Raw genomic sequence first — 25446 nt, forward strand, 5'->3', positions numbered from 1 at the left:
AATTTTCAGTAGTCTTTTTTTATAATCTCTTAGCGCATTCATAAATTGCATCTTCACTAGCTGCAGCCTTGCCAACTAGATTCAAGAAGGCATGCGACATACCACCATAACGAATATATGTTGCATCGCAACCTGCCATACCTAGTTTCTCAATGAAGGCTTCATCTTGAAGACGGAACGGATCATACTCACCAGTAAGAACTGTTACTTTCTTATACAATGATGGATCAGAATACATTGGTGAAAGAATTGGTGATGTTAAATCAATGTCTTGCTCTGGCAAATACAGCTCCGTCATCTTCTTATCCAATTGTTTGAATACTTCATAGCTTGCGTGAAGAACATCACGTTGTTCATCGATAATCGGAATTCGTGAATCATCCCACAAACTACCATTGAGATCCGAACCATGAATTACAGTTGGGTAAAAGAGTAATTGGCTGGATACATCACAGATACCCATATAGTGGCTCAATTGACTCAATCCTAATGCCATTGATCCACCAGCTGAATCACCTGCCAGTGTGATATCGTGATGATCTTTTACAACGAGTGATAATACCGATAGACAGTCCCAGAGTCCGAATGGATATGGATTTTCAGGAGCTAATCCATAGTCAACAGTATAGATCACACCATTGAATTTAGTTGCCAAGAGTCGTAGTGGAATCAACGAATCTTCTGCACTACCTCCATAATAGGCACCACCGTGAATGTAGATCAATGCTCGGTCGTCCTTTTCATGACCTTTTTTATAAATTCTCAAGTAGCGAACCTTGCGTCCTAACTCATACGAATAACGAGAATCTACACAAATATCGGGATATTGCATCTCAGGAATTGGTGCCGGTTCAGTTCCAGCACGCAATACAGTTAAATCATTGGATAGAACGGGATTGTCTTCAATCCCCTTCAGATCATTCCAAGTATTTGTCTCATAAGAATGAGCATCGACACGATCTTTGATAACAATGTTTACATCTTCGAGTCTCGGAACCTCAACTGGTTCCACACGTTTAAGACGATTTAATTCTGTCAAATAATTATTTGTGAGCATATTTTCCTCCCTGATAATTTATTAAGCATGTGCAACATCGGCATTATGTTTCTTTGCTTCTGCTTCAGCCATTTCTTTTTTTTCATTCAAGTTATAAAAGACGAGAATTGCAATAATCACAGCAGCTAATAATATTGGAAGCCAGACAAAGTTAATATTGATCGCCAATTGAGCTTTGGCAGCTTGAGTCTTGGCAGTTGATTGGAAGCCACCCCATGTTAGGATCCAGCCTGATAGAGCACCACCAATACCCATACCGATTTTGGCACCAACGACAGGAACTGATGATAAGAATCCTGGTTCTTCGATGTGCAAATGAGTTCTTGCATATTCAACTGTATCGGCAATCATAACGAAGGCAATCGTAAATACTGAACCCATGGCGATCATGGCAATACCATTACCGATAAACAATAGTGGTAAGTTTTGTGACTTCTGGCCAATAGGCATTAATACTTCACCGATTATGAAGATGATCAATGACATATCCATAACGTCACGGTTCTTGAATTTCTTAGAAAGAATTGGAGCAATCAAGTTACCAGGAACAGCGAAGATCGTCATTCCTAAGAATAAACCGACAATTGCTGGGCTCTTGTAAACATAATTAATATAGAAGACACCTGAAGCCATTCTTACAACCCAGAATGTCTGAATGCAGATAAAACTCAATGTCAGAACTACCCACGGACGATTCTTAAAAGCACCCTTAAAGGAATCCATAACTGATAAATGTCCTTGAATTTCCGAACCTTCTTCTGCCTTGATGTCTCTTTCTCTCAAATTCAAGAACGCGAGGAAGAAGCAGGCAGCGATTACTAATCCAACAATAGCTCCCCAAATTGCGAAACCTGTTTGTTGATTCTTACCACCAAAGAAGCTAACCATTGGCAGTGTGATAGCACCGATGACAGCTGTACCAGTATTTGTTAGAACCATTCTGGCAGATGCTAGATTAGCACGCTCGTCAGCGTCATCCGTCAAACTAGGCAAGATTGCAGTAATAGGTGTATTAGATCCTGAATAAATTAAACTAAAGACCGTGTAAATAACACTGATCCAAATCATCTGAATGGTCTTATTACCACCAAATGACGGATTAAAGAATAAGAGAAATGCGAGAATTCCCAGTGGAATACCAAACCACAAGAAGTATGGTCTTGCCTTACCATATTTCGAATGCGTATGATCAATTAAAAATCCAAAAAACATTCCATCGAAGGCATCAACGAAACGGACTAATAGGAATAATGTCCCAACGAAAGCCGCTGAAATTCCAAGAACGGTGGTGTAGTAAAACAATAGATACAAACCGACCATCTGCCAGATAAGGTTCCCAGCCATATCAGTCATTCCATAGAATACACGTTGTTTCCATAGCTGTAACTTGTTCATAGTATTTCCTCCTTCTGATAGCAAAATAATAACAATTAATTTTTCAAATTATCAATATTTTGATATCTTTTTCACTTACAGTATACAGCCTGTTTAAACATATAACCAACAAAATTTGTAATTTATTTTTACTAAATTTGAGGTTATGCCTATATACTGGCATTTGTAAACTTATTTTAAGTGAGCAAAAAAATTGCATCTATAACATGAAATGATCTAAATCAAACTTTCTTCATATTTTATTAAAAATAACAACTCATTTATTCAATATTTTTTTCATATTTCAAGGCTATTATATAACCATAATCAAATACGAAAGATATTTGGTTATCCTCCCCCGTAACACAAAAATTATTTTTGATTCAGTAAAGGTTGATGCTAATGAAAATAGACATAAAAAATAACTCCCAGTGGAATAGCTGTCCACTGGGAGTTTTTATGTCTAAGCAAAAACAAATTTATTCATTGCTTTTGAGATTCCATCATTAATATTAGTATCGGTAATATAGTCGGCGTATTTCTTAGCGTGGTCAGTTCCATTTTTCATACAAATGGCATTCCCCACATACTTGAACATTGCAATATCATTTCTCTCATCACCGAATGCCATAATTTCATCCGGATCGATCTTCAAGTGATCTGCTAGTGTTTGCAGCCCTGCGCCTTTATTTGCATTGGAATTCAAGACCGCTAGAAATACTGTCCCTTCACGAATTACACTATGATCATCATTCAGATCTTGTACAACTTGTGGTTCGTTAAGATTTAGAACATCTTCTTCACCAACGAAATCAAATTTGGCAATTGCAATATCATCAGGCAATTCTTCAGGCGTTCTAATAAAAATTCCCGAACGATTCTCCCAGGCTTGCAAGGCTACTACTCGACTGACATCGTGATTACCAGTATAAATATTACTATCAGTATCCAAAGCATAATACTGCAAATTATTTTTATCGGCATAATCAACTAATATTTGGTATTCATTTTTGTTTATTAATTGTTTATTAATTGTTTACTAATAGTTTTACCAGAAACTGACTCTACGACTGCTCCGTTGTAAGTCACTACATATTGTTCATCACCGGAAATTCCCAATTCATTCAGGTAATTCGTAACTCCAGCAAGAGGTCTACCTGTACAGATCACTATCTTAATTCCCATTTTCAAAGCACGTCGAATGGCCACTTTACTAGATTCCAAAATCATTTTGTTGGAATCTAACAAAGTATTGTCCAAATCGAATGCAATCAATTTGATACTCATTTATTTCAAAACCTTCCTAATATAATTCATTACGCCGTTATTATCATTGTCATCTGTTTGATGATTGGCACTATAGATAACATCCTTGGTTGCATTCCCCATTGCTACACCATCACCAACGTACTTCAACATTTCTATATCATTGCCACCATCACCGAAAGCACACATTACTTCAGGTTTAATATCAAGTAGTTGACTTAGTTTGCTCAGCCCAGTTGCCTTATTTATTCCAGGCTTAATAATATCAATTGACCCATGACCACTTGAAACTGGAATGGCAATACCGTCCAGTGCTACCATCAATTCAACAACTAACTTGTCAGTTAACTCATCCGGACAACTAGAAGCAAATTTCAAGATTTCATCATCAACATCCTCAAAATGGGTAACCTTTTTTAATTTGAAATAGTATTGATGGATATCTTCAAATAATTCATCAGAAATTGTATCCAAAACATAAGCACTTTCTTTACCGCAAGCTACAAGTTCTAAGTCAGGTATCCGCTTCGCAATTTCAACCACATTTAAATAATTATTATAGGAAAAGCTAGATGACCAATACTCTTTGTCTTGATACATAATCAATGCGCCATTTTCTGAGATATAAATCGTTTCAGGATATTTTTTAAAAAAAGAACGCAATTGATAATACTGGTTCCCACTAGCAACGACAAACTTAATGTTATTAATATCCATTAGTTGATGTACTTCAGAAAATAACTCAGTATCGTATTTACCTCGGCTGTTTAGAAAAGTACCATCCATATCAGTAGCAATCAATTTTAAATGTGTCATATTCATCCTCTAATTTTCAAAATATTTTTCTTTTTCCAGTTCCCAAGTCTTATGATCTGACTCAGTTATTTCTCGTAAAACTCGGCAAGGATTACCAACTGCGATTACATTATCGGGAATATCTTTAGTCACGACTGATCCCGAACCGATTACCACATTGCTGCCGATAGTTACTCCGGGATTAATAATTACTCCAGCACCGATCCAGACATCATTTCCTATTGTAATTGGTTTTCCATATTCATACTGCTGATTTCTAATAACTGCATCGATAGGATGACCGGCCGTGTATAAACCTACGCGCGGACCAAACATAACATTGTTACCAATACTGATTGGAGCTATATCCAAAAATATACAGTCGTAATTGGCATAGAAATCCTCACCAATGGTCGTATTCACACCATAGTCAATATGAAACGGCGGTTCAAAATAAATATTCTTGCCAGTCTTACTAAATAGCTTCTTCAGTAGATCTTGACGTATATCGTTATCTTCTTCTGTCGTTTGATTGTACAATCGTGTAATATTCTTAGCACGATGTGACTCCTTGGCCAACTCCGGATCACTGGCAATATACAAGTCTCCAGCCAACATTTTCTCTTTTTGTGAACGCATAAAGTATTTACCCCTCAAATTTGTAAATCGGTTACATTTTAAATTCTATCATTCTTTAGCAAAGAAAAAACACTCACGAACGTGAGTGTTCTGTTAAATTATTCAACTATGCGATCAGGCATCATGCCTGTTAAGAAATCCCAAGTACCATTACTGATTTGATAAGTATCTTGATCAATTCTTGATAACTTGCGGTTGATCATATTTTCTTGTCCAGATAATACTTTACCTACAAAATGAGGATCTAATAGCATTTGACGACCCACACCAACTAATTCAGCATTTGCCAAAACCTCGTCAGCTTGTTGTTTGCCACGAACATCACCAATTCCAATCAATGGAATTCGACCATTGATACGATCATGAACATACTCAAGAATCGTCTTATCTTTGTAATCATCACTAACGGATACACGCTTGTAACTATTCTCTGATAAGTGCAAGTAATCTAATGGCTTCTCTGATAACTTATCCATCAAATACATCGTATCCGACATTCTAATACCAGGGTTCTCATACTCTTCAGGTGAAAATCTATATCCGACGATAAAGTTCTTGGCATCAGATTTATCGACAACATCCAATACGCCGTCTACGAGTTCATCAATAAAATGATAACGTTCCTCAAGACTGCCGCCCCACTCATCATCACGACGATTTGAATGTGGTGAGAAGAATTGCTGGATCAGATAAGTATTGGCACCGTGAAGTTCAACACCATCAAACCCGGCTTTGATTGCACGTTCAGTAGCCTTCTTAAAATTATCGATCACCTCAGTTACTTCCGAAGCTTCCATAGCACGTGGAGTTTCAGCACCAGGACGCTCCGCAGCAACAGCACTAGCTGATACTGGTTGAGTTCCATGCAAAACACCTGAATCAGTCATACGACCAGCATGAAAAATTTGAAGAATAGCTTTAGTCCCATTTTTCTTAATTCCAGCAGCCAATTTAGCAAGACCAGGTATAAACTTGTCATCGGCAACGCTAAGTTCACCATCCCAACCTTTACCATTATCTTGAACATTGGCAGCACCAGTAATGATAGCACCGACTTCTCCAGCACGTGAACTGTAATAATTTACCTCATCATTAGTAACAGTTCCATCGAAGAAGCTCATTTTAGTAGTCATTGGTGGCATAATAAAACGATTCTTCAATGTTAAACCACGTCTAAATGTTAATTCATCAGTAATTTTAGTCATTTTCATACCTTCTCCATTTTATAGTTGCATGCACATGCATATAATATATTAAAGAAAATCGTAATGCAAATATTGAGGTCTTTGTGGTTTGAGGGGTGTGGTGGTCTGCCGCTGAGGATGGTCAATAATTCCATCTGTCCTGGGACCGGCCTCAGTCTTCGTCTTCGGCCTCGCTTGGAAGCCTGTAGTCTTCCAAGTCGTCCAGTTTACTAATCGATAAATCGCTAAGTAAACTATCAGGACGGATTCCATTGTTGACCACCCTCAGCTAGATTGAATTAGTATTCTATTAGTTTTCTAATTAAGAATAATACTCCTTAAATTATTAGAAATAAAAAACCTTCTAGTTTCAAGTAATTTAAGGAAGTACTGATTCCTATTTTTCACGCTTTTAAAATGAAAATAGATAGTTCTCATACATAAAACATTACAGCACAGCATTATATGAAACCAAGAAAATTAGCTGGAGGTCAGCAGTAATGGAATCAGTAAGCGAAAGTGGTGTTAATGCGGTAGTTTCCCCGCATTTACAGCACGGACGTCTTTCTTGATTTGCGGTTTGTGCAAAGCAAGAAAGTGAGATCTTAGACCGACTTTTGGCTAAGATCGGTCCCGCAACTGATGGAATTACTGCTGGCCGGAAGCGGAATAGAAATCCAAATCTAAACCCCTCTATTCAAAGTATCAACCACCACCGGCTCATACTTCTTTAAAGTAATCTCACCCTTAGAAGCTAAATGAATATAAACACCGCGCTTATCTTGGTCACAAGTACTGCGCTCGATCACACCACAATCCTTAGCCTCAAGTCTAGAGATCAACCTCGACATTGCACTCTGACTCAATCCCACTAACTCTTGTAAATCTTGTAATCTTAATTTTTTACTATCCTTCTGATCTAAGAAATATAAAACATAAAATTCATTCAACGATAAAGTTCCGCCATTAGACGCTAATCCTTGGATCAATGAATTTTCAATTTGTTTCTGTTTGCGAACAAATTCAAACCAGCGTTCAATCGTATCATTCGTCATAACTACCACACTCCTGCTCTCAGAATTACATTATTATATTAAAAAAGCGCCACCGTCAAGTGACACCTCCTGAAATTATTAATCTTTAACCAATAGTGATATAAATGCTCCGGATAACAATGAGATAGCCATAAAAATAAAGGCATTCGCAAAATTGCCACCTGATTGTTGGACAATACTACCAATTAACATTGGTGCAATGAAACCACCCAAGGTTCCACCAGTACCAACAATTCCTGAAGCAGATCCAATGATCTCTTCTGGAAAAATCTTCTGTGGCCAAGATGCCGTCGCTGCAAAGGTCGAAACAATAAACATCCCACTGACGGCAACACTAATAATCGCTACGATAAGATTCTTGGCTAGAATCAAACCGATAATTCCAATTACCGCAATAATTGCACTACCAATAATGAATTGTTTCTGTTTACCAATAAGTACTCTCGTCAGAATAATACCAGTACCTAAGCTACCAATGATCTGCATAATAGCACTGACAGCCATAATTGCTCCCGCTTGAGCAACAGTCAGGTTAAATGTATGTGTCAAATAACTTGGCATCCATGACATTGCACCGTATGTAACAATATTCTCTAAGAGTAAGATTACAAAAATCAAAATCACGCTGCGATTCTTGATAGTTTGACTGAATGGCATTTTATCTTGAACTTTGACCTCAGTCTTTACTTCTTTTTCATCATTAGGCAACATGAATAGAACACAGAGAAATGCTACTAAGAATAAAGTTCCCAACATGTAATAACCGTATCTCCAGTTTGCAGAGATAACATTAGCACCCAACGTATAAGCTAGAATTCCACCAATACCAGTCGTCGTTAAAATACCTGATTGAGCGAGAACTCTCTTATGCGGCTCAAAATTTTCAGCGATTGCCTTTGAAGTAGAAGGTGGATAGCCTCCGTGACCTAATCCTGCTAGGAATCTAATTCCAATAAATAATGCCAAACTGCTGACGATACCAAAGAAATACGAAGTTACCGCAATACTTGCCAACGATATAAGTAAAATTCTTTTAGCACCGACTTTATCAGCTAACCAGCCACCTGGAATCTGCATACATGAATACGCTAAGAAGAACGCACTCATGATCAATCCCGTTTGCGTAGTTGAAAGGTTGAAGTCTTTTGCAATAGGAATTACAGCTGTTGAAATCATAGTCTTGTCCATATAGACCATCGTATAACCGATCATCAACGCTATAATTACTTTCATGTTATTCCCCGACATCTTCGGTTTAGTTGATTCTTTTCCCATAACGTCACCGCCCTTCAAACATTTTTTGATTAAAGAAAATCATGTTTAACTTATCTAAACACTGGTTTACTGTTACGATACAACACATCATCAACGCCTTCAAGAACATTGGCATATCTGGCCGCCGCAAAGAAATAATCCGATAAACGGTTGATAAATTTCAATACTTCACCATTGATCGATTCATCTTGCATCAATGCAACTATCTCACGTTCAGCTCGTCGAGTTACTGTTCTAGCAACGTGAAGATACGATGCAGCAACTGATCCACCTGGCAGGATAAACTTCTTAACTTGTGGGGCAGCCGCCATGTACTTATCGATTTTCTTTTCCAACCAATCAATAGTTTCGTCATTTTTAAAAATATATTCATGCTTAGCATCATCAGCTGGTGTGGCCAAATCAGTTCCACAGTCAAATAGTAACTGTTGGATCTCTTGTAATTCATCTTTTAATTCAGCCGTCTTGTCAGTCAAGCTGGCCGCAACTAAACCAACTAACGAGTTGAGTTCGTCCACTGTCCCATAAGCATCGATTCGCTTATCAGATTTGTACAAAACATCATTTCCAATAATCCGTGTCTGACCTTTATCACCTGTTCTTGTATAGATCCTCATTAGTTACTCCTTTGTAATAAATAAATTGTATTTTTCTTTGTAGTTATTGAATATTTTAATCCAACGTTTGCCGACTAACAATAACAAAACAGCAGTAAATATAGCGTGTATCAAATCAAAATAAAAACTGCCGGCAAGTGAAATGCCGACACTCTTCCATGTAATCGGACTTACAAAACCGATAATATAGTATATATCCATGATCCATCCCATAATGAAGCCTGATGCAAATCCCCATGATGTCAATATCCAACGAGGAATCGATCTACTCGACATCAAACCGGATATGAGGCCAATTATTCCTAAGGCAAACATCTGCCAAGGAGTCCAGGCACCTTGACCAAAATACATGTTAGACGTCAATGCGATAATCGTCCCCATCAAAAAACCCGTTTCCGGACCACTGACGATTGCCCCCATGATCAAGATAAATAGCTCTGGTTTGACCGATGGCAAAGCCGCAAATAAAACTCGCCCTCCTACTGCTAAAGCACATATAATAGCGATAAAAACAATTTCACGAGAATTTTTATGGGAATTTTCAAATTTCAAAAAATAAATTCCAATCGTCAATACTAATAATATGAATGAAAACAACAAATAGTTTTTGCTACCAAAAACTGCCATCAATATCAAAATCACAATTGATAGAGCAACTAACAAAGCTGATTTTTTACTCAAAAAGTCTCCTCCTCTAATTATTAATGAATAATAGTTCAATTTAAATAATCGATAAATCTTAGTTTTTTTTAAAATAACTCTTAAAAATGGTAATTCCCTTGTCAACTATGTATAATATTTGTAAACGATGACATTGCCAATTAAATGGCAATTATGTCGATTTTTAATATATTTTTATGCAATTATTTGCACAAAGGGGTGTATTTTATGCAAGATAGTTTAACTTTACAATTATTGGGTGAATTTATAGGGACATTGATCCTTATTTTACTCGGTGATGGTGTAGTTGCTGCTGTTACTTTGAAAAAATCAAAAGCTGAGGGTGCTGGTTGGATTGCCATTGCCCTAGGTTGGGGCCTTGCAGTAACACTTGGGGTTTACTGTTCAGGATTCTTAAGTCCAGCCCACCTTAATCCAGCCGTTACACTAGGAATGGCAATTGCCGGATTATTCCCATGGTCATCAGTTGTACCTTATATTATTGCTCAAACACTAGGTGGTATCGTTGGTGCCGCATTAGTATGGGTCAACTACTACCCACATTGGGAAGAAACAAAAGACCCTGATGCGATCCGTGGTGTATTCGCTACTGGACCAGCAATTCGTAATTACCCAATGAACTTTATCAGTGAATTCATTGGTACCTTCGTTCTAGTATTCGCATTGCTAGCATTCACACGTGGTAAATTTACTGACGGACTTAATCCAATGGTCGTTGGTGTACTGATCACATCGATCGGTTTCTCGCTTGGTGGTACAACAGGTTATGCTATTAACCCTGCCAGAGATTTGGGACCAAGAATCGCTCACCAGATCTTACCTATTGCTAACAAAGGAGACTCCGATTGGGCATACAGCTGGGTTCCTATCTTAGGACCTATGGCTGGTGGTGCCGTCGGTGCATTAATTTACTTATTGATTCCTTAAATTATTCCAAGTCAAAGCATCCGGGAAACTATCCCTGGATGCTTTATTTATTTCTGTCGTATAAAAAAATTTATCCCTAAAAAATTCCACTGGTCGCTTGAAATTACTGAGTTTGCCGTCAAACATCATTGATACATAATCAAAATTTGTCGCAAAGACTAAATCATGACTATTAGCAAATACTATTCCACCGGTATCGAGATAATCTTTTAACAATTCTTTCAACTTCAAGATCATATTTGGATCTAAACCTTTAGTCGGTTCATCTAAGAATAAAATTTCTGGTTCCTTGATCAATCCAATGATCAGGGCTAAGAATTCCTGCTGCCCTCCGCTCAAATCATATGGATTGGTATTTTTAAAACTCAATAGATCATACTGTTCCAAGATTAATTCTACTTGCTGCGTAGTGATTTGAGGGTCATGCTGTTTCAGCTGAAATTCAATCTCCCCAAAGACAGTATCTGTAACGAATAACAATGCCGGATTCTGTGGCAAGATAAATAATTTATCATAGATGTCACTATCTTTATTTTTTACAGTTTTACCATCCAAGATGATTTTTCCAGTTTGTTGTCGCAACTGTTGCGAAAGCACCCTGATCAAAGTCGACTTACCTACTCCATTTGCTCCTACTAAGCAATACGAGGCTCCCTGACACAACTCAAAATTAACTTTATCGAGAATTTTTTTAGATGTGAAATCAAATCTGAAGCTCAGATTTTTTACTGCCATTATTGTTTTTCGATCAGTTATATTCGTTGCATCACTTAAGTAATCTATTTTATCTTTGTTCTCAACTAAAAACTTACTAAATTGCTGATTATTTAATGGTAAGTTTGCTTCATTATCAAGAGATAATTCGAGATATGATCTATCGATCTGCGACAAATAATTTTTGTAAAAATCATCATCAAACATCGTTCTCAATCCCGCATCAACATTCTTGTCGATTAATATTGAACCGTCCTCAATAATTGCCAATCTATTCGCATAAAATGTGTTTCGCTCCAAGGAATGTTCTACTAAGATAATGGTTATATTCAATTCAGAATTGATTTTATGAATCATTTGAAGCAATTTTTCCGCTGCAATAGGATCCAATTGTGACGTTGGCTCATCCAGTAATAAAATATCCGGATTCGTAATTAGGGCTGCTGCAAGATTGATTAGCTGTTTTTGACCACCCGATAGTTCCTGTTCACGCAAATCTAATAAATCAATAATTCCAAAATAATTCGAGATTTCCGCAATTCTCATGTGACGCTTATCATCTGAGAATCCCATATTTTCCAATATAAAATTAAATTCATCTCGTGCACACTCAGTTATCATCTGATTATCAACAAATTGGGAGATATAGGCGATGTCTTGATCGTCTGTTTGACAATCCAAATTTCCATTAACAATGTCCCCCACTACGAGATCTGGCTTTAACTGCTTTAAAAGGGTACTTTTTCCACTACCAGTCTTACCAACTAATAGTAAAAAATCCCCTTTATTTATTTTCAAATCAACATTCTTCAACGAAAGTTTTTGGCTGTTGGCATATTTGAAGCTGTAATTTTTGAAACGTACCATTTCCACCATAAGTATTGAGACACTCCTATTAAAATTGGCATCAAAATCATAACTAAATTTATCGTCATAACGATAAAAATATTTTTATCAGTAAACATCTGTACATTTGCAGATCCCAAATCAACTTTTCCCACTTTAAAAAACAGCATGACAAAATTAAAAATGGTTACTAAGACACTGGTTAACAACAGAATATAATCAGAAACCGTACCATTAAAACGTTTGGTAATCTTTTGGCGATTACTGTACCCTTTGGTTATCAATACATCTGAAACATTCATAAAACTAGCCATAGCTTTATTTAAAATAATTTCGATCAAATCCATTTGACTAGTTAATTTGCTCTTACCAGAATTATCATTACTACGAAATTTATACAAGAAACCCGTCTCTTTAAATATCTCAATAATTTTAGGAATGAACTTGATCGTCAAAATAAAAACTATGGCGATACTGCGAAATCCCTTCGACATCAAATCAAAAATAGTCTTAACATTGGTAAACGCATCATAAATATAAAATGCTAATAATAAATTTACGAATGAGAATGCCAAAATACTAGCATTCATTAATGATTCAGTAGTAACTTTCAAAAAAGGAATTTGAAAAATAACGTTGGTTCCCCGTTGATTGACTAACAAATTAAATGCCATTGTTGTAACAAAAATAATTATTGAAAATTTGAAATAACCGGAAGATTTTTCTTTTTTAGCAAAAGATGCAACTAGTAGTAGAGAGATAAAAATTGTTAAAACTATTATTGGATCGTTAAAAAGCAGTGCAGAGATAATGATTGCTACCAAATAAAATATTATCGAGAAATTATTCGTAGCTTGTTGAAAACCAGAATAAATTTTTTTCAATCCTCAATTACCTCCCATCTACTAATCTAGTACATTTAAGAATAACACAATTCAAAAGTATAATTATTCACATAGAATCCTTATATATTGATAAACAAATTATCTGATATAATTAGAAATCGTTGAACAAATTTTATTCACGAGGGAGTATTCATTATGAAGAAAAGAATCACTGTTTTACTGATGTCATTGTTATTATTAGTCGGTGTCATCGCACCCGCTGCCACAACAACCGCTGATGCCAAGACTAATAATATTAAGGTTACTTATGTTTTGAAGAAGAACAAGAAACGAATTGCTAAGAAGACTGTTACTTTAAAGAAAAACGCTTCTGTTATGACTGGTGTTAAAAAAGCTTGGACTGTTAAAGAGAAGAGTGGCTTTATCACTGCCATCGATGGTAAGAAACAAAATGACAAGAAAAAAATGTATTGGACATTTACTGTTAACGGCAAGAAAGTTAACGTTGCTGCCAACAAGAAGAAGCTAAAGAACAAAGACAAAGTGACATTTACACTTGCTAAATACAATGGTTAGTTTGTTGTTCTATTGCCGCTGATGGTGGACAGCAATTCTACATTTTGCAAAAGAAAAACCGTATATCACGACAAAGGGATAAAATAATCCAAATTGCCGTGATATACGGTTTTTTTGTGTAATAACTAAAAACGATCCTAACTATGTGGCAAAACATTAATAATATAAAGTAACAACGCAAAGACAAAGAACAAACCATACATAATACCATTAACTTCTTTTCTTCTACCTGCTGCCATCATTGTCAATGGATAAGCTAAGAATCCAAAGGCAATACCATAAGTAATGTTATAAGTAAGTGGCATTGCTAGTACCGTTAAGAAAGCTGGCAAAGCAATTTCGAATTTTTCCCAATGAATCCCCTTCATTGATTGAGCCATCAAAGCACCGACGATGATCAAAACTGGTGCCGTAACGTTTGAAGTAACAACCGTCAATAATGGTGAGAAGAACATCGAAATAGCGAAGAATACCCCAACTACAACTGAAGTCAAGCCAGTTCTACCACCGACGGCGATACCGGCACTTGATTCAACGTATGCTGTTGGAGGAGTCGTACCAAAGACCGCTCCACTGACCATAGAAATTGAATCGGCCATCAAAGCACGACCAATTCTAGGCATCTTACCATTTTTCATAATACTTGCTTGTTCAGCTAAACCGATCAAGGTTCCTGCTGTATCGAAGAATGCTACTAATAGGAAAATAATTACAACCGCCCACATTTGTGGTTGATTGATAATTTCTCCAACGTGTGAAATACCAACACCAAATGTTGGTTTCAAACTAGGAATACCGGAAACAATGTGCTTAGGCATTGGAATTAATCCTGTAATTAAACCAGCAATTGTTGTAAATACCATTCCAATAAAGATGGCACCGGGAACTTTTCGACACATAAGTCCAGCAGTAACGATCAAACCGGCGATCGTCAATAATGTTGTTGGATTAGTAAAAGAACCAATCTCAACTAATGATGATTTGCTGGCTTCGATCAAGCCACCACCCTGTAATCCAACAAAGGCAATGAATAGACCTAATCCCGCTGAAACCGCTAGTTTCAAATCCTGCGGAATGGAATTAATAACTAGTTCACGTAACTTCAATAATGAAACAATTAAGAAAATAATACTAGCAACGAAAACACCTGCCATGGCAGTTTGCCAAGGAATACCCATGGCAATAACAACTGAATAACTGAAAAAGGCATTGTCACCCAGACCTGGTGCAATCGCAATCGGATAATTAGCTAGAATCCCCATCAAGACAGATCCAACAATCGCAGTCAAAGCCGTAGCAGTGAATAGTGAACCTTTATCCATCCCTGAATCCCCTAATACTTGCGGATTGACGAACAAAATATATGCCATCGATACAAATGTCGTTAAGCCCGCTAAAATCTCACGTCTAACAGTCGTGTTAGCTTCTTTGAGATGAAATAATCGTTCTAAAAAACTTAAATTCTTTCCATCGTTTAATGATTCCAATATAAACGCCCCTAATCAATACTTTTTTCACGAACTTATATAGTATTACAAAGTTTAATTATTTTTTCAATACAAATAGAAACATTTTTTTGAATAATTTATTTATAGTTCGTGTTTTGATAGGATTTTTTATTTATTATCGCTTTATTTTAAATTCAATCCACATTACATTGATAATTACAACCGTCAGATGATTTTTTTTGATCAAATAAGTTCATAATTATTTTTATGTGTAACAGCAAAACACGAACAAATCATTTTATTGAAAAATATATTTATATTTTAATTTCTGAAAATAAATATATTAGTTCTAACTCTATCTCATTTGGTGTACTGTTTAGATATAAGCATCTTTATATTTACTTGATTAGGAGATTTATAAAGCAATGGGCATAACTAGAAAGAAAAAAATTATCTACGTATTATCGATAGTTTTATCAGTGATTTATTTGTTATGGCGTGTATTCTTCACCATCCCTTGGCATGCCCATATTTTCACGCTTATTTTCGCACTGATGCTTGTTGGTAGTGAATTGATTTCTAACTTTACAGCCTTCGTTATTATTATCTTTCGAATGATGGAAGCTAAACGAGGAACTAGTTTGAAAATACCTGCCTTTGATCTCACTAGACCGATACCCGATATCGACATCCTAATAGTTACCCATAATGAGGATGTAAAATTACTGAGAAAAACCGTCAACGCTGCGACTTTCATGAAATATCCTGATAAGAAAAAAGTTCACATCGTTATTTGTGATGACGGCTGCCGTTCTGAAGTTGCTGACCTAGCGTCGGAATATCATGTTGGATATATTCAAATGGAAAACAACAAAAAAGCCAAAGCCGGTAATATCAACCATGCTTTGGAACAACTGCATTCGCCATTATTTGCCATATTTGATACTGATATGATTCCTTTCTCTAACTTCCTATATAGTAGCGTCCCCTTCTTCACTAAAAATTTTGCTGATTTGGAGAATGATCCTGACCATACCAAAGCACTGGGATTTGTACAGACGCCGCAGAGTTTTTATAATGCTGATATTTTTCAATTTAATTTATTTGCCGAGAACTATGTTGCTAATGAGCAAGACTTCTTCTCACGTGATATTAACGTCTTAAATGGCTACAACCAGACTGCCTTATTCACTGGTTCTAATGCAGTCTTCTTGAGAAAAGCGGTTGATGAAGTTGGCGAGTTCCCAACTGATACGATCACTGAGGATTTCGAATTAGGTACTGAAATAAATATGCAAGGTTACATCAGCCTTGCGACGACCCAACCAGTTTCAAGCGGTGTTACTCCGATCGACATTAAAGGTGTCATCAAGCAAAGGACTCGCTGGGCTCGTGGTGTCGTTCAGAGTTGCCGCAATTTGCACATCTTCACCAATCCGAACTTATCCATGACTAATCGTATTATTCTGATCAATACCTACTTGTACTGGTGGACCTTTACTCGTCGGTTGATCTATATCATTGCTCCCTTGCTCTATGCCATCTTCAAAGTTCAAGTCGTTAATGCTAACTTCTGGATTTTGATGATCGTTTGGGCACCTGGTTACTTCCTATTACACTATGTTCTTGGTGACGCCTCCAGCAAAATCAGAAATGAGCGTTGGGGTGAGATCCAAGAGACCTTCTTCGCCCCGTACTTATTCATTCCAGTTTTCTTGGAAACAATCGGTATCCGTGCTAAAAAGTTCAAGGTCACAGAAAAAAATGTCACTTTTTCACTCAAAGACAGATTGTATATTCTGCCATATTTATTTTTATGGACGCTGACTTTATACGCCATTATCAAGTTCAATTATGGCAAATGGGGTTCAGAAATAATCGTCGGTAGTGTCATTACGTTTTGGCTAGTTACCCACTTCATCAACTTGAGTTTTTGTTTATTTGTCTCTATGAAACGTAATATTTATCGCAAGAGTGAACGTTTCGCTAGAGAGGCTATTGGCAAAATCAATATTCCTAATACTAATAAATGGGCAAGCTTTAAAACCAAAGATGTCTCAGAAGGTGGTTTCTCATTTTTGTTCGATGATCCAAAAATAAAACTTAGTCCAAATCAGCATTTTACAGGAATCATCTATCATGAAGATACGCCAATAGAGTTTCAAAGCCGCGTCGTTCGTGTAATTGAGGATGAACCAGTTTGGTACGCCGTCACGATTCAAGTGAAGTCGGTCAAGAATCAAAATCATTATATTGAATTGATCCATGATGGGGACAATTCCTTATTACCTAAGGCTCAAGATAATTGGATCACACCTTTGGACGAGCTTCATTTGAATTTTGTCACACATCTGCGAAATATTGAACGTTCCTTAATGCGCTTAATGCGCAATTAATTATTAGATTGTGAGTGATCCAAATTGTCGATTTTCGGTTTATTAATTTTTTCAATAGCACAACTTGGTTACGGTGGCTTGGTACGTGAATTCGGTATAAACAAGCATTTGTCGTGGATCACTTCAATGATCATTCAGACATTGCTGTTATACACACTAGCAATGCTTGGCTATTTAAAAATCGGTCTAAGTGCCGTGGTAATTACCGGCTGTGTAATTGAAGCAGTAAGAATTATATTAGCTTTTTTTCATAAAGGAAAAATAAAACTTGAGGGTATGCATTATTTTGACTTTTGGATGTTGAGTATTGGTCTGATACTTGCCCATACGTTATTTCATAGTACTCTGCTACACTATGACAATTATTCTCACTGGGCAATTATCGTGAAATATTTGTTATATCAAGGTCACTTGCCGATTGCTTCTGATTCGATCATTTCATTTACTTCTTACCCTCCAGCAACTGCACTATTCATTACGCAATTCGTTAAATGGGTCGGTTTCAATGATGGAACCATGCTGCTAGGACAGTTCATGCTGATCTGGGCTAGTTTCTACGCTATCTTCTCAGTTTTAAGAGATCGGACTCGGGCTTTAAATGCCTTCATACTCTGCTTCATGATCTCCATTACCAACGTCTTCAATATTGCTATTCGAATGAACAACTTACTAGTAGATTTTGTCTTACCAGTGGTGACTGCAGCTGCAATTGCCGGTATTTACACTTATCGAAAAAAGTTCAAGACTGCCTGTTTTTTGGCAATTATATTCAGTGCCGAATTATTGTTGATCAAAAACTCCGGAACAATGTACGTCGTCATGATCGGTTGCTACCTCTGGTATACCTTGATGAAAAATGCTAAGGGAATTTTATTAAAACGTTGCAGCATTAGTACGATAATGACAGCAATAAGTATGACATTAGGCTACTTGCCCTTTTATTGGTGGGATCAGCACGTCAAAGCTACTTTCTCAGCGGTTTCCAAGCATCAAATCAGTACACAAGCTTATAAGAGCCAATTGTCTAGCGAAGGATCAACAGTGATCATCAAGATTGGTCACAAGTTCTTGCACCAAATACTTAGTTTGAATTCTTTGTCCACTAAAGGTGTAATTCTGATCAACGTGGGATTGATTGTTGCCTGGCTAATTACACGGATCTTCTTGGACAAAAAGAACAATCTCTTCGCCACACTGATTGCCCTTGATCTAAGTTTCATCGCCTACTACATCAGCGTCTTTGCAATGTATATCGTCTCAATGCCTTATGCAGAAGCCATTCAATTGGATGGATCGGAGCGTTACCTATCAAGTATGGTCATTCTGAATCTGCTGCTAGGCTCGATGTCACTCGTGGTAGCAATGGATAAAGCATATTACGAGCAGAATATTTCCAAACGTTCTTTACGTTCATTCAGTTCGATCATCACCAAGAACATGTACCAAATCAGTGCTTTAGTTTTGATGATTTTTTCAATTATCATGATGTTCTCAGAAATAAACGGAATCGAGTATAACGATACGTTGGGTAAAGAGCTATTGCCGGTTCAATTGGAAAAGATGGCGCCACAAATAACTAAGATGAATAAAACTAAAATTCTATTGGTTGACCCGCACCCAGTTGATGTAGGTGATTATTACACCGGGTACGTTGGCAGATACTACTTCTTCTCCACCAAAGTCATTGGACAAGAAAACTTCACCATGTCACAGCAACAATTCAAGACAACTTTGAATGCTTATCAATACGTCGTAATTCCTGAATGGCATCGAACCTTCACCGTTATGACGGAAAAGGTTTATCACCAACATCTAAAAACAGGCATATTCAAAGTTACTAAGAACAAACTTATTCGCGTTAAAAATATTAAACCAACTAATTAACTTACATATTCGAGGGGGAATGATGTATGACAAAAATTAGTGTATTGATTCCGGCACTTAATCCGGATGACAAATTAATTGCTCTGATCAACCAACTGAAAGAATCGACTTTCTTTGAGGATGAGATAATAAATATCGTAATCGTTGATGATGGTAGTGATACTGATCATCAACATATCTTTGAACAATTACTGGAATTGAAAATCAAGAATCTACACATTTTGCATCATGATGTAAATCGTGGAAAAGGTGCTGCACTCAAAACTGGCTTCAAATACATTATGAAAAATTTCCCAGAAGTATCTGGTATTGCAACAATGGATTCCGACGGCCAACATACTGTGAAGGCATTGGAACACTGTATTGAAAAGTTCAATCTCGATTCGAGTAAATTGGTTTTGGGCGTTCGTAAATTTACCGAAGACATCCCTTTGAGAAGTAGCTTCGGTAATATTCTTACCAGTAGATTAGTCAAATTACTGACCCATCAAAATATTTCGGATACACAAACTGGACTGCGTATCATCCCTATAAGTTATGTAAAAAATGCCGTTAACTTCCCTGGTGATCGTTTCGAATACGAATTTGACATGCTCTTAGAAGCACACAAATACGATATTGAAGTAGTTGAGCAACCGATTCCTACGATTTATCTAGACGGCAACAAGTCCTCACATTTCCGAGTTATTCGTGATTCAATCGCTATTTACTCTAGATTTTTAAAATTTGCAACCAGCGGTCTAATTTCTTTTTTCATCGATATAACGCTCTTTTCAGTCGTCATATCTATCATTGGAAATCATATTCTCAACAGTATTTTAATTGCGACGGTCGTATCCAGAGTACTATCCTCTATTGCTAATTACTTGATCAATCATCATTTAGTCTTCAATCATGCTGGCAATCAAACGATGATCAAATACGGTACGCTGTTCATCGTGCAGATGTTTGCTTCTGGTTATCTGACTAATTTTGTTACCTGGTTATTACCTAACAGTTCTAGTCAGATAGTTCCAACAATTGCCAAAATGATGGTAGATTTCATGTTGTTCATTATCAGCTATCAAATCCAACGTGATTTTATCTTTAAGGATACTGTGCATGTTAATTAGTATGCTGAATGGATGATGAATGGATGATGAATGGATGATGAATGGATGATGAATGGATGATGAATGGATGCCGCTGAGGGTGGTCAACAATTCCATCTGCCGAAGGACCGGCTTAAGTCTTCGTCTTAAGCCTCGCTTTGAAGCCTGTAGTCTTCAAAGTCGCCCAGTGTACTAAGCGATAAATCGCTAAGTACACTATTACGGCGAATTCCATTGTTGACCATCCTCAGCTAGGTACTTCTCCTAAACTAAATTAATATCTTCTAGATTGAAAAGCGATAGTTAAATCATTTTTAATTACTAACAAAAAAGACAGTATATCACGGCAATTGTCGTCATACACTGTCTTTTTGTAATCAATATATATTTGCTGGAGGTCAGCAGTAATGGAATCCGTGGCGATTGTGCTGTTAATGTGGGCGATTTTTCCACATTTACAGCACGGACGTCTTTCTTGATTTGCGGTTTATGCAAAGCAAGAAAGCGAGATCTTAGACCGCCTTTTGGCTAAGATCGGTCCCGCTACCGATGGAATTACTGCTGACCGGAAGCGGACCACACCTCACACTACTTATTCTCAGTAATCTTAATAGTTCCATCTACCAAGTCTGCCTTTAGATTTTTAACATCCAAATTATCCAAGTAGAATTCAGCGACCTTGTCTCTGATTTGTTGTTCGATAACCCGACGAAGTGGTCTTGCACCCATAGCTTCATCGTAGCCTTCATCGATCAACCATTCCTTAGCTTCAGGTGTTACTTCAAGAGTAATACCTTTCTTTGCCAAGTTCTTATTAACATCGTTCAACAATAGATCGACGATTTGATTTAAGTCATCTTTTGATAGATGAGTAAATTCAACGATACCATTGAATCTATTCAAGAACTCGGGACGGAAGTATGGTGCTAACTTGTCCATTAGTTTTTCGTCTTTAGTTGCCTTGTCACCGAAGCCGGCGTTTGAAGTTGCGATAATGATCGTATTCTTGAAGTCAACAACATTACCTTGTCCATCAGTCAAACGACCGTCATCCATAACTTGCAATAGTAAAGTTAAAACTTGTGGATTTGCCTTTTCGATTTCATCAAGTAGAACAATTGAATAAGGATTACGTCTTACACGTTCTGTCAATGTATTACCGTTATCCTCATAGCCAACATATCCAGCGGATGTACCGATCAACTTAGAAACAGCTGTTAAGTCTGAATATTCACTCATATCCAAACGTACGATAGCATCCTTACTACCAAACATATCACTGGCTAGTTGCTTTACTAATTCAGTCTTACCAACACCAGTTGGACCAACAAATAAGAAGCTACCAATTGGACGGTTGCCTTCATCAAATCCAGCACGATTACGACGTATAGCACGAACAACCATATCAACGGCTTCATCTTGGCCAATTACATGTCCCTTAAGACGTTTGCCCATGTCCTTTAATCTTTCGATGTCACTAGCACCCATTTGTGATACTGGAACACCGGTCAATCTCTGGACGGATTCAGCAATGTCATTAACAGTAGCGATCGGTTCAGCTTCACTGCCCTTATCATTGTTCAACTTAGTATTTAAGTCTTCGATCTTCTTCTTCAAATCAGCAGCTTTTTCAAAGTCTTCTTTTTGAGCAGCGGCGTCTTTTTGAACTTCAGCTTCTTTTAAGGATTTCTCCAGACTGACTTTGTCAGTTACTGGATTCTTAGCTGCCAAGTGAGCGGCAGTCATATCGATCAAGTCGATTGCCTTATCTGGAAGTGATCTCTGTGGAATGTATTGAACTGAATAATCCACAGCAGCCTTCAAAACATCATCAGGCAACTTAACATTATGATGATCTTCATAAGCCTTACGCAATCCTTTCAAGATAGCTACGGTAGCGTCCTTACTTGGTTCGTTGATAGTTACATCATTGAATCTTCTTGCTAAAGCAGCATCCTTCATGATTGTATTACGATATTCATCTTGTGTTGTTGCACCGATAATTGAAATCTCGCCACGACTCAATGCTGGTTTGATAATATCTGACAATCCCTTACTACCAGCATCGCCACCAGCAGCACCTGTTCCGATGATTTGATGGATCTCATCAAAGAATAAGACTACATTTCCCGCTTTCTTAACTTCTTTGAGTAAGTTTTGGATATTCTCTTCAAAGGAACCACGATATTGAGTACCGGCTTCAAGTGAAGATATATCAACTGAGATGATCTGCTTATCTTTAATTGCGGCTGGAACATCGCCCTTAACGATTGCTTGTGCCAAACCTTCAACAACCGCTGTCTTACCGACACCAGCGTCACCAACTAAGATCGGGTTGTTTTTAGTACGACGACTCAAGATCTCAGCTGTTTCTTGAATTTCTTTATCACGCCCAATAACGGGGTCAAGTAAACCGTCACGAGCTTCTTGTGTTAAATTACGTCCTAATTTGTCTAGTAGTTTGCCATTATTTCCAGAACTAGCTTGTTGCTCTTGTTCTACTGGTATTTGCTTGCCAGCTGTACGCATCTCTTGATATCTAGCTAATTCCTCGGGTGTTAATTCATGACCATTGACATAGTACTTAGTGCCATTGCCATTGTTGCTCTCACCCATTAATCTGTTAAAAATATCGTCCATATCGTTATTTGAAAATAAATCGTCATCCCAAAATGATCTTGCCATAAAATATTACCTCCTCATTTTAGATAATGTAATTCCAAGTCACGTAGAACACGCCACATCTCAATATCTTGCGCTTTCGCTAATGCTTCAATATCACGCAAATTAAGCGGCGTTGCGGAAGATTGTTCTTTATTAAAGGATTTGTGCAGCGTTGTATACCCATAGCCACTCTTCTTGGCTATGAAGTATATCGTTAAATGCTTGTCCTCTAAATAAGTCTTAATATCTATTTCCATATCTCCAACCTCCACAAATACATTATAGCACATCTGTGATATAGCACAAATGTGAAGCATCACAGATGTGTCATATTTTGTAATAATTATACTTTCAGATCGTTATTTTGGTAAACTGGAGATAGAGACCTCGAGGTGATTTTATGAAAGAACTACTCAAATCTTTAGACAGATTAAATAAGATTTATGAACAGTTTGACCTGTTGAACTTTCGAGCACATAAGGCCATGCCATTGACCTTCAACAAAAAAGACAGTAAAGAACTATTGCGCCAAAATAAACGAATGTACTTCAGTTATTCATACTTAAATAAAGAAAAAACTAGACTTACCAATTTGATACTGTCTCAGACAGTCAATCTAAAAGATCCACTTTTTAAACAAAAAAGAATGCTGCATCCTGAACTTATCGACAAAGCATTAAAACTAAAAAATATTGACGAAACTCATACCAAAGAAATGGAAGACATCCCGAATCGTAATCGAAAGATCAACAAATTGAAACGTCTCATTGCTATGATTCAGGATGAAAATATCGGTTTATGCCGTGGTTACTTGACCCAAATGAAAGTCTTAATCTACCAAAATAAAGCCCATATTTTTGAAGCAAGAGCTCAAAAATACCAACCACAAGAATTATTGGCAGATCTAGACTTCAGAACTAGGATCATGCAATTCGATTATGATCGATATATGTTTGAAGAATTCACTCCTGAGAGTTTCTTAGACTATTTGATTTTTGAAAAGGTACAACGACACGCTACTTACATTCGTTCGTACGATGCTAGAGTTCTCATTCCCGAGGCTGCCGACTGTGGCTTCTCAGGAATTGCTTATGAGATCGAAGTTGACGGTATCCGCGAATGTTACGTTACCTTCAAGGGTACCGAAGCCGACATGGATTATACTGAACGCTCCCGCCGTAAGCGACTCGACAAGTTTCTGATCGAAGGATACAAAGATTGGAATTACAACGTCAACGCCATCCTGATTGGTAATGACACTGAGAATCGTCAAATGCTAGTCGCCAGAGATTTCATCCATTATCTGCAAAGCAACATTCAAAATAATTGTGCCCTGTACGGCTTAGGACACTCTCTAGGCGGGCATTTTGTTCAGACCTTACAACTTACTGACGACTGCTTCAGTGCCGGTTATACGCTCAATTCTGCCCCAGTAAACCTTAAACAAGTTCAACTGATCGAACCAGATTTGTTTGACGAAGCTACTTGGAACAAGTTATTTCAATTGACTAGTGACAAAACTAATAGCAATATCCGCAATCAAGATGTTCAAAAGTTATTACCACGACTTTATCCAGAAATAATCAATCAAAGTTTCGAACAGGACTTAACTCAAGTTTTCTACGAGATTCCTTATACCATTTGGATCGGACAAAAGTGGGAATACAATCTGAGCAATTGGAAGTACCCTTTCCAAAGCCACTTGGCTTCATACTTGAATGCGGGAGAGATCCACTCATACCAGCACTTTTTTGAACAATTATTTGCCTATCTACAAGATTCAGAAACTGGTGCTCAATTGATGCGCAACTCGCTAGGCTTCATTCGCGCACGCGTTAAAATTTTGCATGACGACATTGATAAGCCTGAAACAACTGAGTTCTTTTATGCTTACTCCAATTACCTGTTCAAATCTGGCATTTTCTTGGACCGCCCACAAAAAGTAACAGAAGATTTCAGCAAGTCACAACCAACAATGTGGAAATCGTCTCGTCGAGAATGGCCATTTTTAAAGAGTTTGAATATGGATATGTTGGAATTATCAGTGTACTTCCATATCATCAATGGCGTTAAATACTTCTTAAGTCGTAAACCAAACAAAATTGTATAGCA

General features: G+C 37.2%; 23 protein-coding genes. 6 read left to right on the plus strand and 17 right to left on the minus strand.

All coding sequences use genetic code 11. From position 1 onward, the window contains the following. Positions 1-19 precede the first annotated feature (19 nt). The 12 genes from U8519_RS09040 to U8519_RS09095 form a co-directional block, all read right to left on the minus strand. Positions 20-1057 carry an alpha/beta hydrolase fold domain-containing protein gene (locus tag U8519_RS09040; RefSeq protein ID WP_334330002.1) on the minus strand — a complete coding sequence of 346 codons (1038 nt, stop codon included), beginning with the start codon at positions 1055-1057 and terminating at the stop codon, positions 20-22. 21 nt (positions 1058-1078) lie between these two features. Next, positions 1079-2452 carry an MFS transporter gene (locus tag U8519_RS09045; protein ID WP_334330003.1) on the minus strand — a complete coding sequence of 458 codons (1374 nt, stop codon included), beginning with the start codon at positions 2450-2452 and terminating at the stop codon, positions 1079-1081. Positions 2453-2894: 442 nt separating this feature from the next. Further along, positions 2895-3464, minus strand: coding sequence for an HAD-IIB family hydrolase (locus U8519_RS09050; RefSeq protein ID WP_334330126.1), 570 nt, complete (start codon positions 3462-3464; stop codon positions 2895-2897). After that, on the minus strand, positions 3449-3718 hold the full coding sequence (locus U8519_RS09055) for an HAD-IIB family hydrolase (RefSeq protein ID WP_334330004.1): 270 nt from the start codon (positions 3716-3718) through the stop codon (positions 3449-3451). Before U8519_RS09055 ends, U8519_RS09050 begins: the two co-directional genes overlap by 16 nt. Further along, on the minus strand, positions 3719-4513 hold the full coding sequence (locus U8519_RS09060) for a Cof-type HAD-IIB family hydrolase (RefSeq protein ID WP_334330005.1): 795 nt from the start codon (positions 4511-4513) through the stop codon (positions 3719-3721). A gap of 9 nt (positions 4514-4522) precedes the next feature. Continuing rightward, positions 4523-5131, minus strand: a complete 609-nt coding sequence (locus U8519_RS09065) for a sugar O-acetyltransferase (RefSeq protein ID WP_334330006.1) — start codon at positions 5129-5131, stop codon at positions 4523-4525. 98 nt (positions 5132-5229) lie between these two features. Continuing rightward, positions 5230-6336, minus strand: coding sequence for an NADH-dependent flavin oxidoreductase (locus U8519_RS09070; protein WP_334330007.1), 1107 nt, complete (start codon positions 6334-6336; stop codon positions 5230-5232). A gap of 48 nt (positions 6337-6384) precedes the next feature. After that, the gene (locus U8519_RS09075) at positions 6385-6588 is read right to left on the minus strand and encodes a hypothetical protein (RefSeq protein WP_334330008.1); all 204 of its coding nucleotides are present in this window, start codon (positions 6586-6588) and stop codon (positions 6385-6387) included. Positions 6589-6998: 410 nt separating this feature from the next. Next, entirely contained in the window at positions 6999-7370 is a 372-nt protein-coding gene (locus U8519_RS09080) for a MarR family winged helix-turn-helix transcriptional regulator (protein WP_334330009.1), read from the minus strand. A gap of 78 nt (positions 7371-7448) precedes the next feature. Beyond that, positions 7449-8645, minus strand: coding sequence for an MFS transporter (locus U8519_RS09085; RefSeq protein WP_334330010.1), 1197 nt, complete (start codon positions 8643-8645; stop codon positions 7449-7451). A 50-nt stretch (positions 8646-8695) separates the two neighbouring features. Further along, positions 8696-9262 carry a cob(I)yrinic acid a,c-diamide adenosyltransferase gene (locus U8519_RS09090; protein ID WP_334330011.1) on the minus strand — a complete coding sequence of 189 codons (567 nt, stop codon included), beginning with the start codon at positions 9260-9262 and terminating at the stop codon, positions 8696-8698. 3 nt (positions 9263-9265) lie between these two features. Further along, positions 9266-9943 carry an ECF transporter S component gene (locus U8519_RS09095; protein ID WP_334330012.1) on the minus strand — a complete coding sequence of 226 codons (678 nt, stop codon included), beginning with the start codon at positions 9941-9943 and terminating at the stop codon, positions 9266-9268. Between the two features lie 207 nt (positions 9944-10150). Here U8519_RS09095 and U8519_RS09100 point away from each other — a divergent pair, with 207 nt between their 5' ends. Then, the gene (locus U8519_RS09100; protein ID WP_334330013.1) at positions 10151-10870 is read left to right on the plus strand and encodes an MIP/aquaporin family protein; all 720 of its coding nucleotides are present in this window, start codon (positions 10151-10153) and stop codon (positions 10868-10870) included. Here the strand turns inward: U8519_RS09100 and U8519_RS09105 are convergent. Together U8519_RS09105 and U8519_RS09110 are read right to left on the minus strand one after the other, a co-directional pair. After that, on the minus strand, positions 10856-12460 hold the full coding sequence (locus U8519_RS09105; protein WP_334330014.1) for an ABC transporter ATP-binding protein: 1605 nt from the start codon (positions 12458-12460) through the stop codon (positions 10856-10858). The genes U8519_RS09100 and U8519_RS09105 overlap by 15 nt on opposite strands. Continuing rightward, positions 12394-13314 (minus strand): energy-coupling factor transporter transmembrane component T, encoded by a 921-nt coding sequence (locus tag U8519_RS09110; protein WP_334330015.1) that lies wholly within the window; start codon positions 13312-13314, stop codon positions 12394-12396. Before U8519_RS09110 ends, U8519_RS09105 begins: the two co-directional genes overlap by 67 nt. Before the next feature lie 156 nt (positions 13315-13470). Between U8519_RS09110 and U8519_RS09115 the strand changes: the two genes are divergently transcribed. Next, positions 13471-13851 (plus strand): DUF4430 domain-containing protein, encoded by a 381-nt coding sequence (locus U8519_RS09115; RefSeq protein ID WP_442892141.1) that lies wholly within the window; start codon positions 13471-13473, stop codon positions 13849-13851. A 137-nt stretch (positions 13852-13988) separates the two neighbouring features. Here U8519_RS09115 and U8519_RS09120 read toward each other — a convergent pair whose 3' ends face one another. Continuing rightward, positions 13989-15338, minus strand: a complete 1350-nt coding sequence (locus tag U8519_RS09120; RefSeq protein WP_334330016.1) for an NCS2 family permease — start codon at positions 15336-15338, stop codon at positions 13989-13991. A 392-nt stretch (positions 15339-15730) separates the two neighbouring features. Between U8519_RS09120 and U8519_RS09125 the strand changes: the two genes are divergently transcribed. The 3 genes from U8519_RS09125 to U8519_RS09135 are packed head-to-tail and all read left to right on the plus strand — an operon-like array spanning position 15731 to position 20691. Then, a complete protein-coding gene (locus U8519_RS09125) occupies positions 15731-17695 on the plus strand; it encodes a glycosyltransferase family 2 protein (RefSeq protein ID WP_442892143.1) in 1965 nt (654 codons plus the stop codon). A gap of 24 nt (positions 17696-17719) precedes the next feature. Further along, positions 17720-19579, plus strand: a complete 1860-nt coding sequence (locus tag U8519_RS09130; RefSeq protein ID WP_334330018.1) for an ABC transporter permease — start codon at positions 17720-17722, stop codon at positions 19577-19579. A gap of 26 nt (positions 19580-19605) precedes the next feature. Beyond that, entirely contained in the window at positions 19606-20691 is a 1086-nt protein-coding gene (locus U8519_RS09135) for a bifunctional glycosyltransferase family 2/GtrA family protein (RefSeq protein ID WP_334330019.1), read from the plus strand. Positions 20692-21258: 567 nt separating this feature from the next. Here the strand turns inward: U8519_RS09135 and U8519_RS09140 are convergent. Together U8519_RS09140 and U8519_RS09145 are read right to left on the minus strand one after the other, a co-directional pair. Further along, complete coding sequence (locus U8519_RS09140; protein WP_334330020.1) at positions 21259-23355, minus strand: ATP-dependent Clp protease ATP-binding subunit; 2097 nt, start codon at positions 23353-23355, stop codon at positions 21259-21261. Positions 23356-23369: 14 nt separating this feature from the next. Beyond that, entirely contained in the window at positions 23370-23591 is a 222-nt protein-coding gene (locus U8519_RS09145; protein ID WP_125565439.1) for a transcriptional regulator, read from the minus strand. A 143-nt stretch (positions 23592-23734) separates the two neighbouring features. On the opposite strand from U8519_RS09145, the gene U8519_RS09150 reads away from it, so the two are divergent. Then, positions 23735-25444, plus strand: coding sequence for a DUF6792 domain-containing protein (locus U8519_RS09150; protein ID WP_334330021.1), 1710 nt, complete (start codon positions 23735-23737; stop codon positions 25442-25444). Positions 25445-25446: the final 2 nt, after the last annotated feature.

Origin of the sequence: Companilactobacillus sp. HBUAS59699 (genome assembly GCF_036913575.1) — a bacterium.
Taxonomy (GTDB): Bacteria; Bacillota; Bacilli; order Lactobacillales; family Lactobacillaceae; genus Companilactobacillus.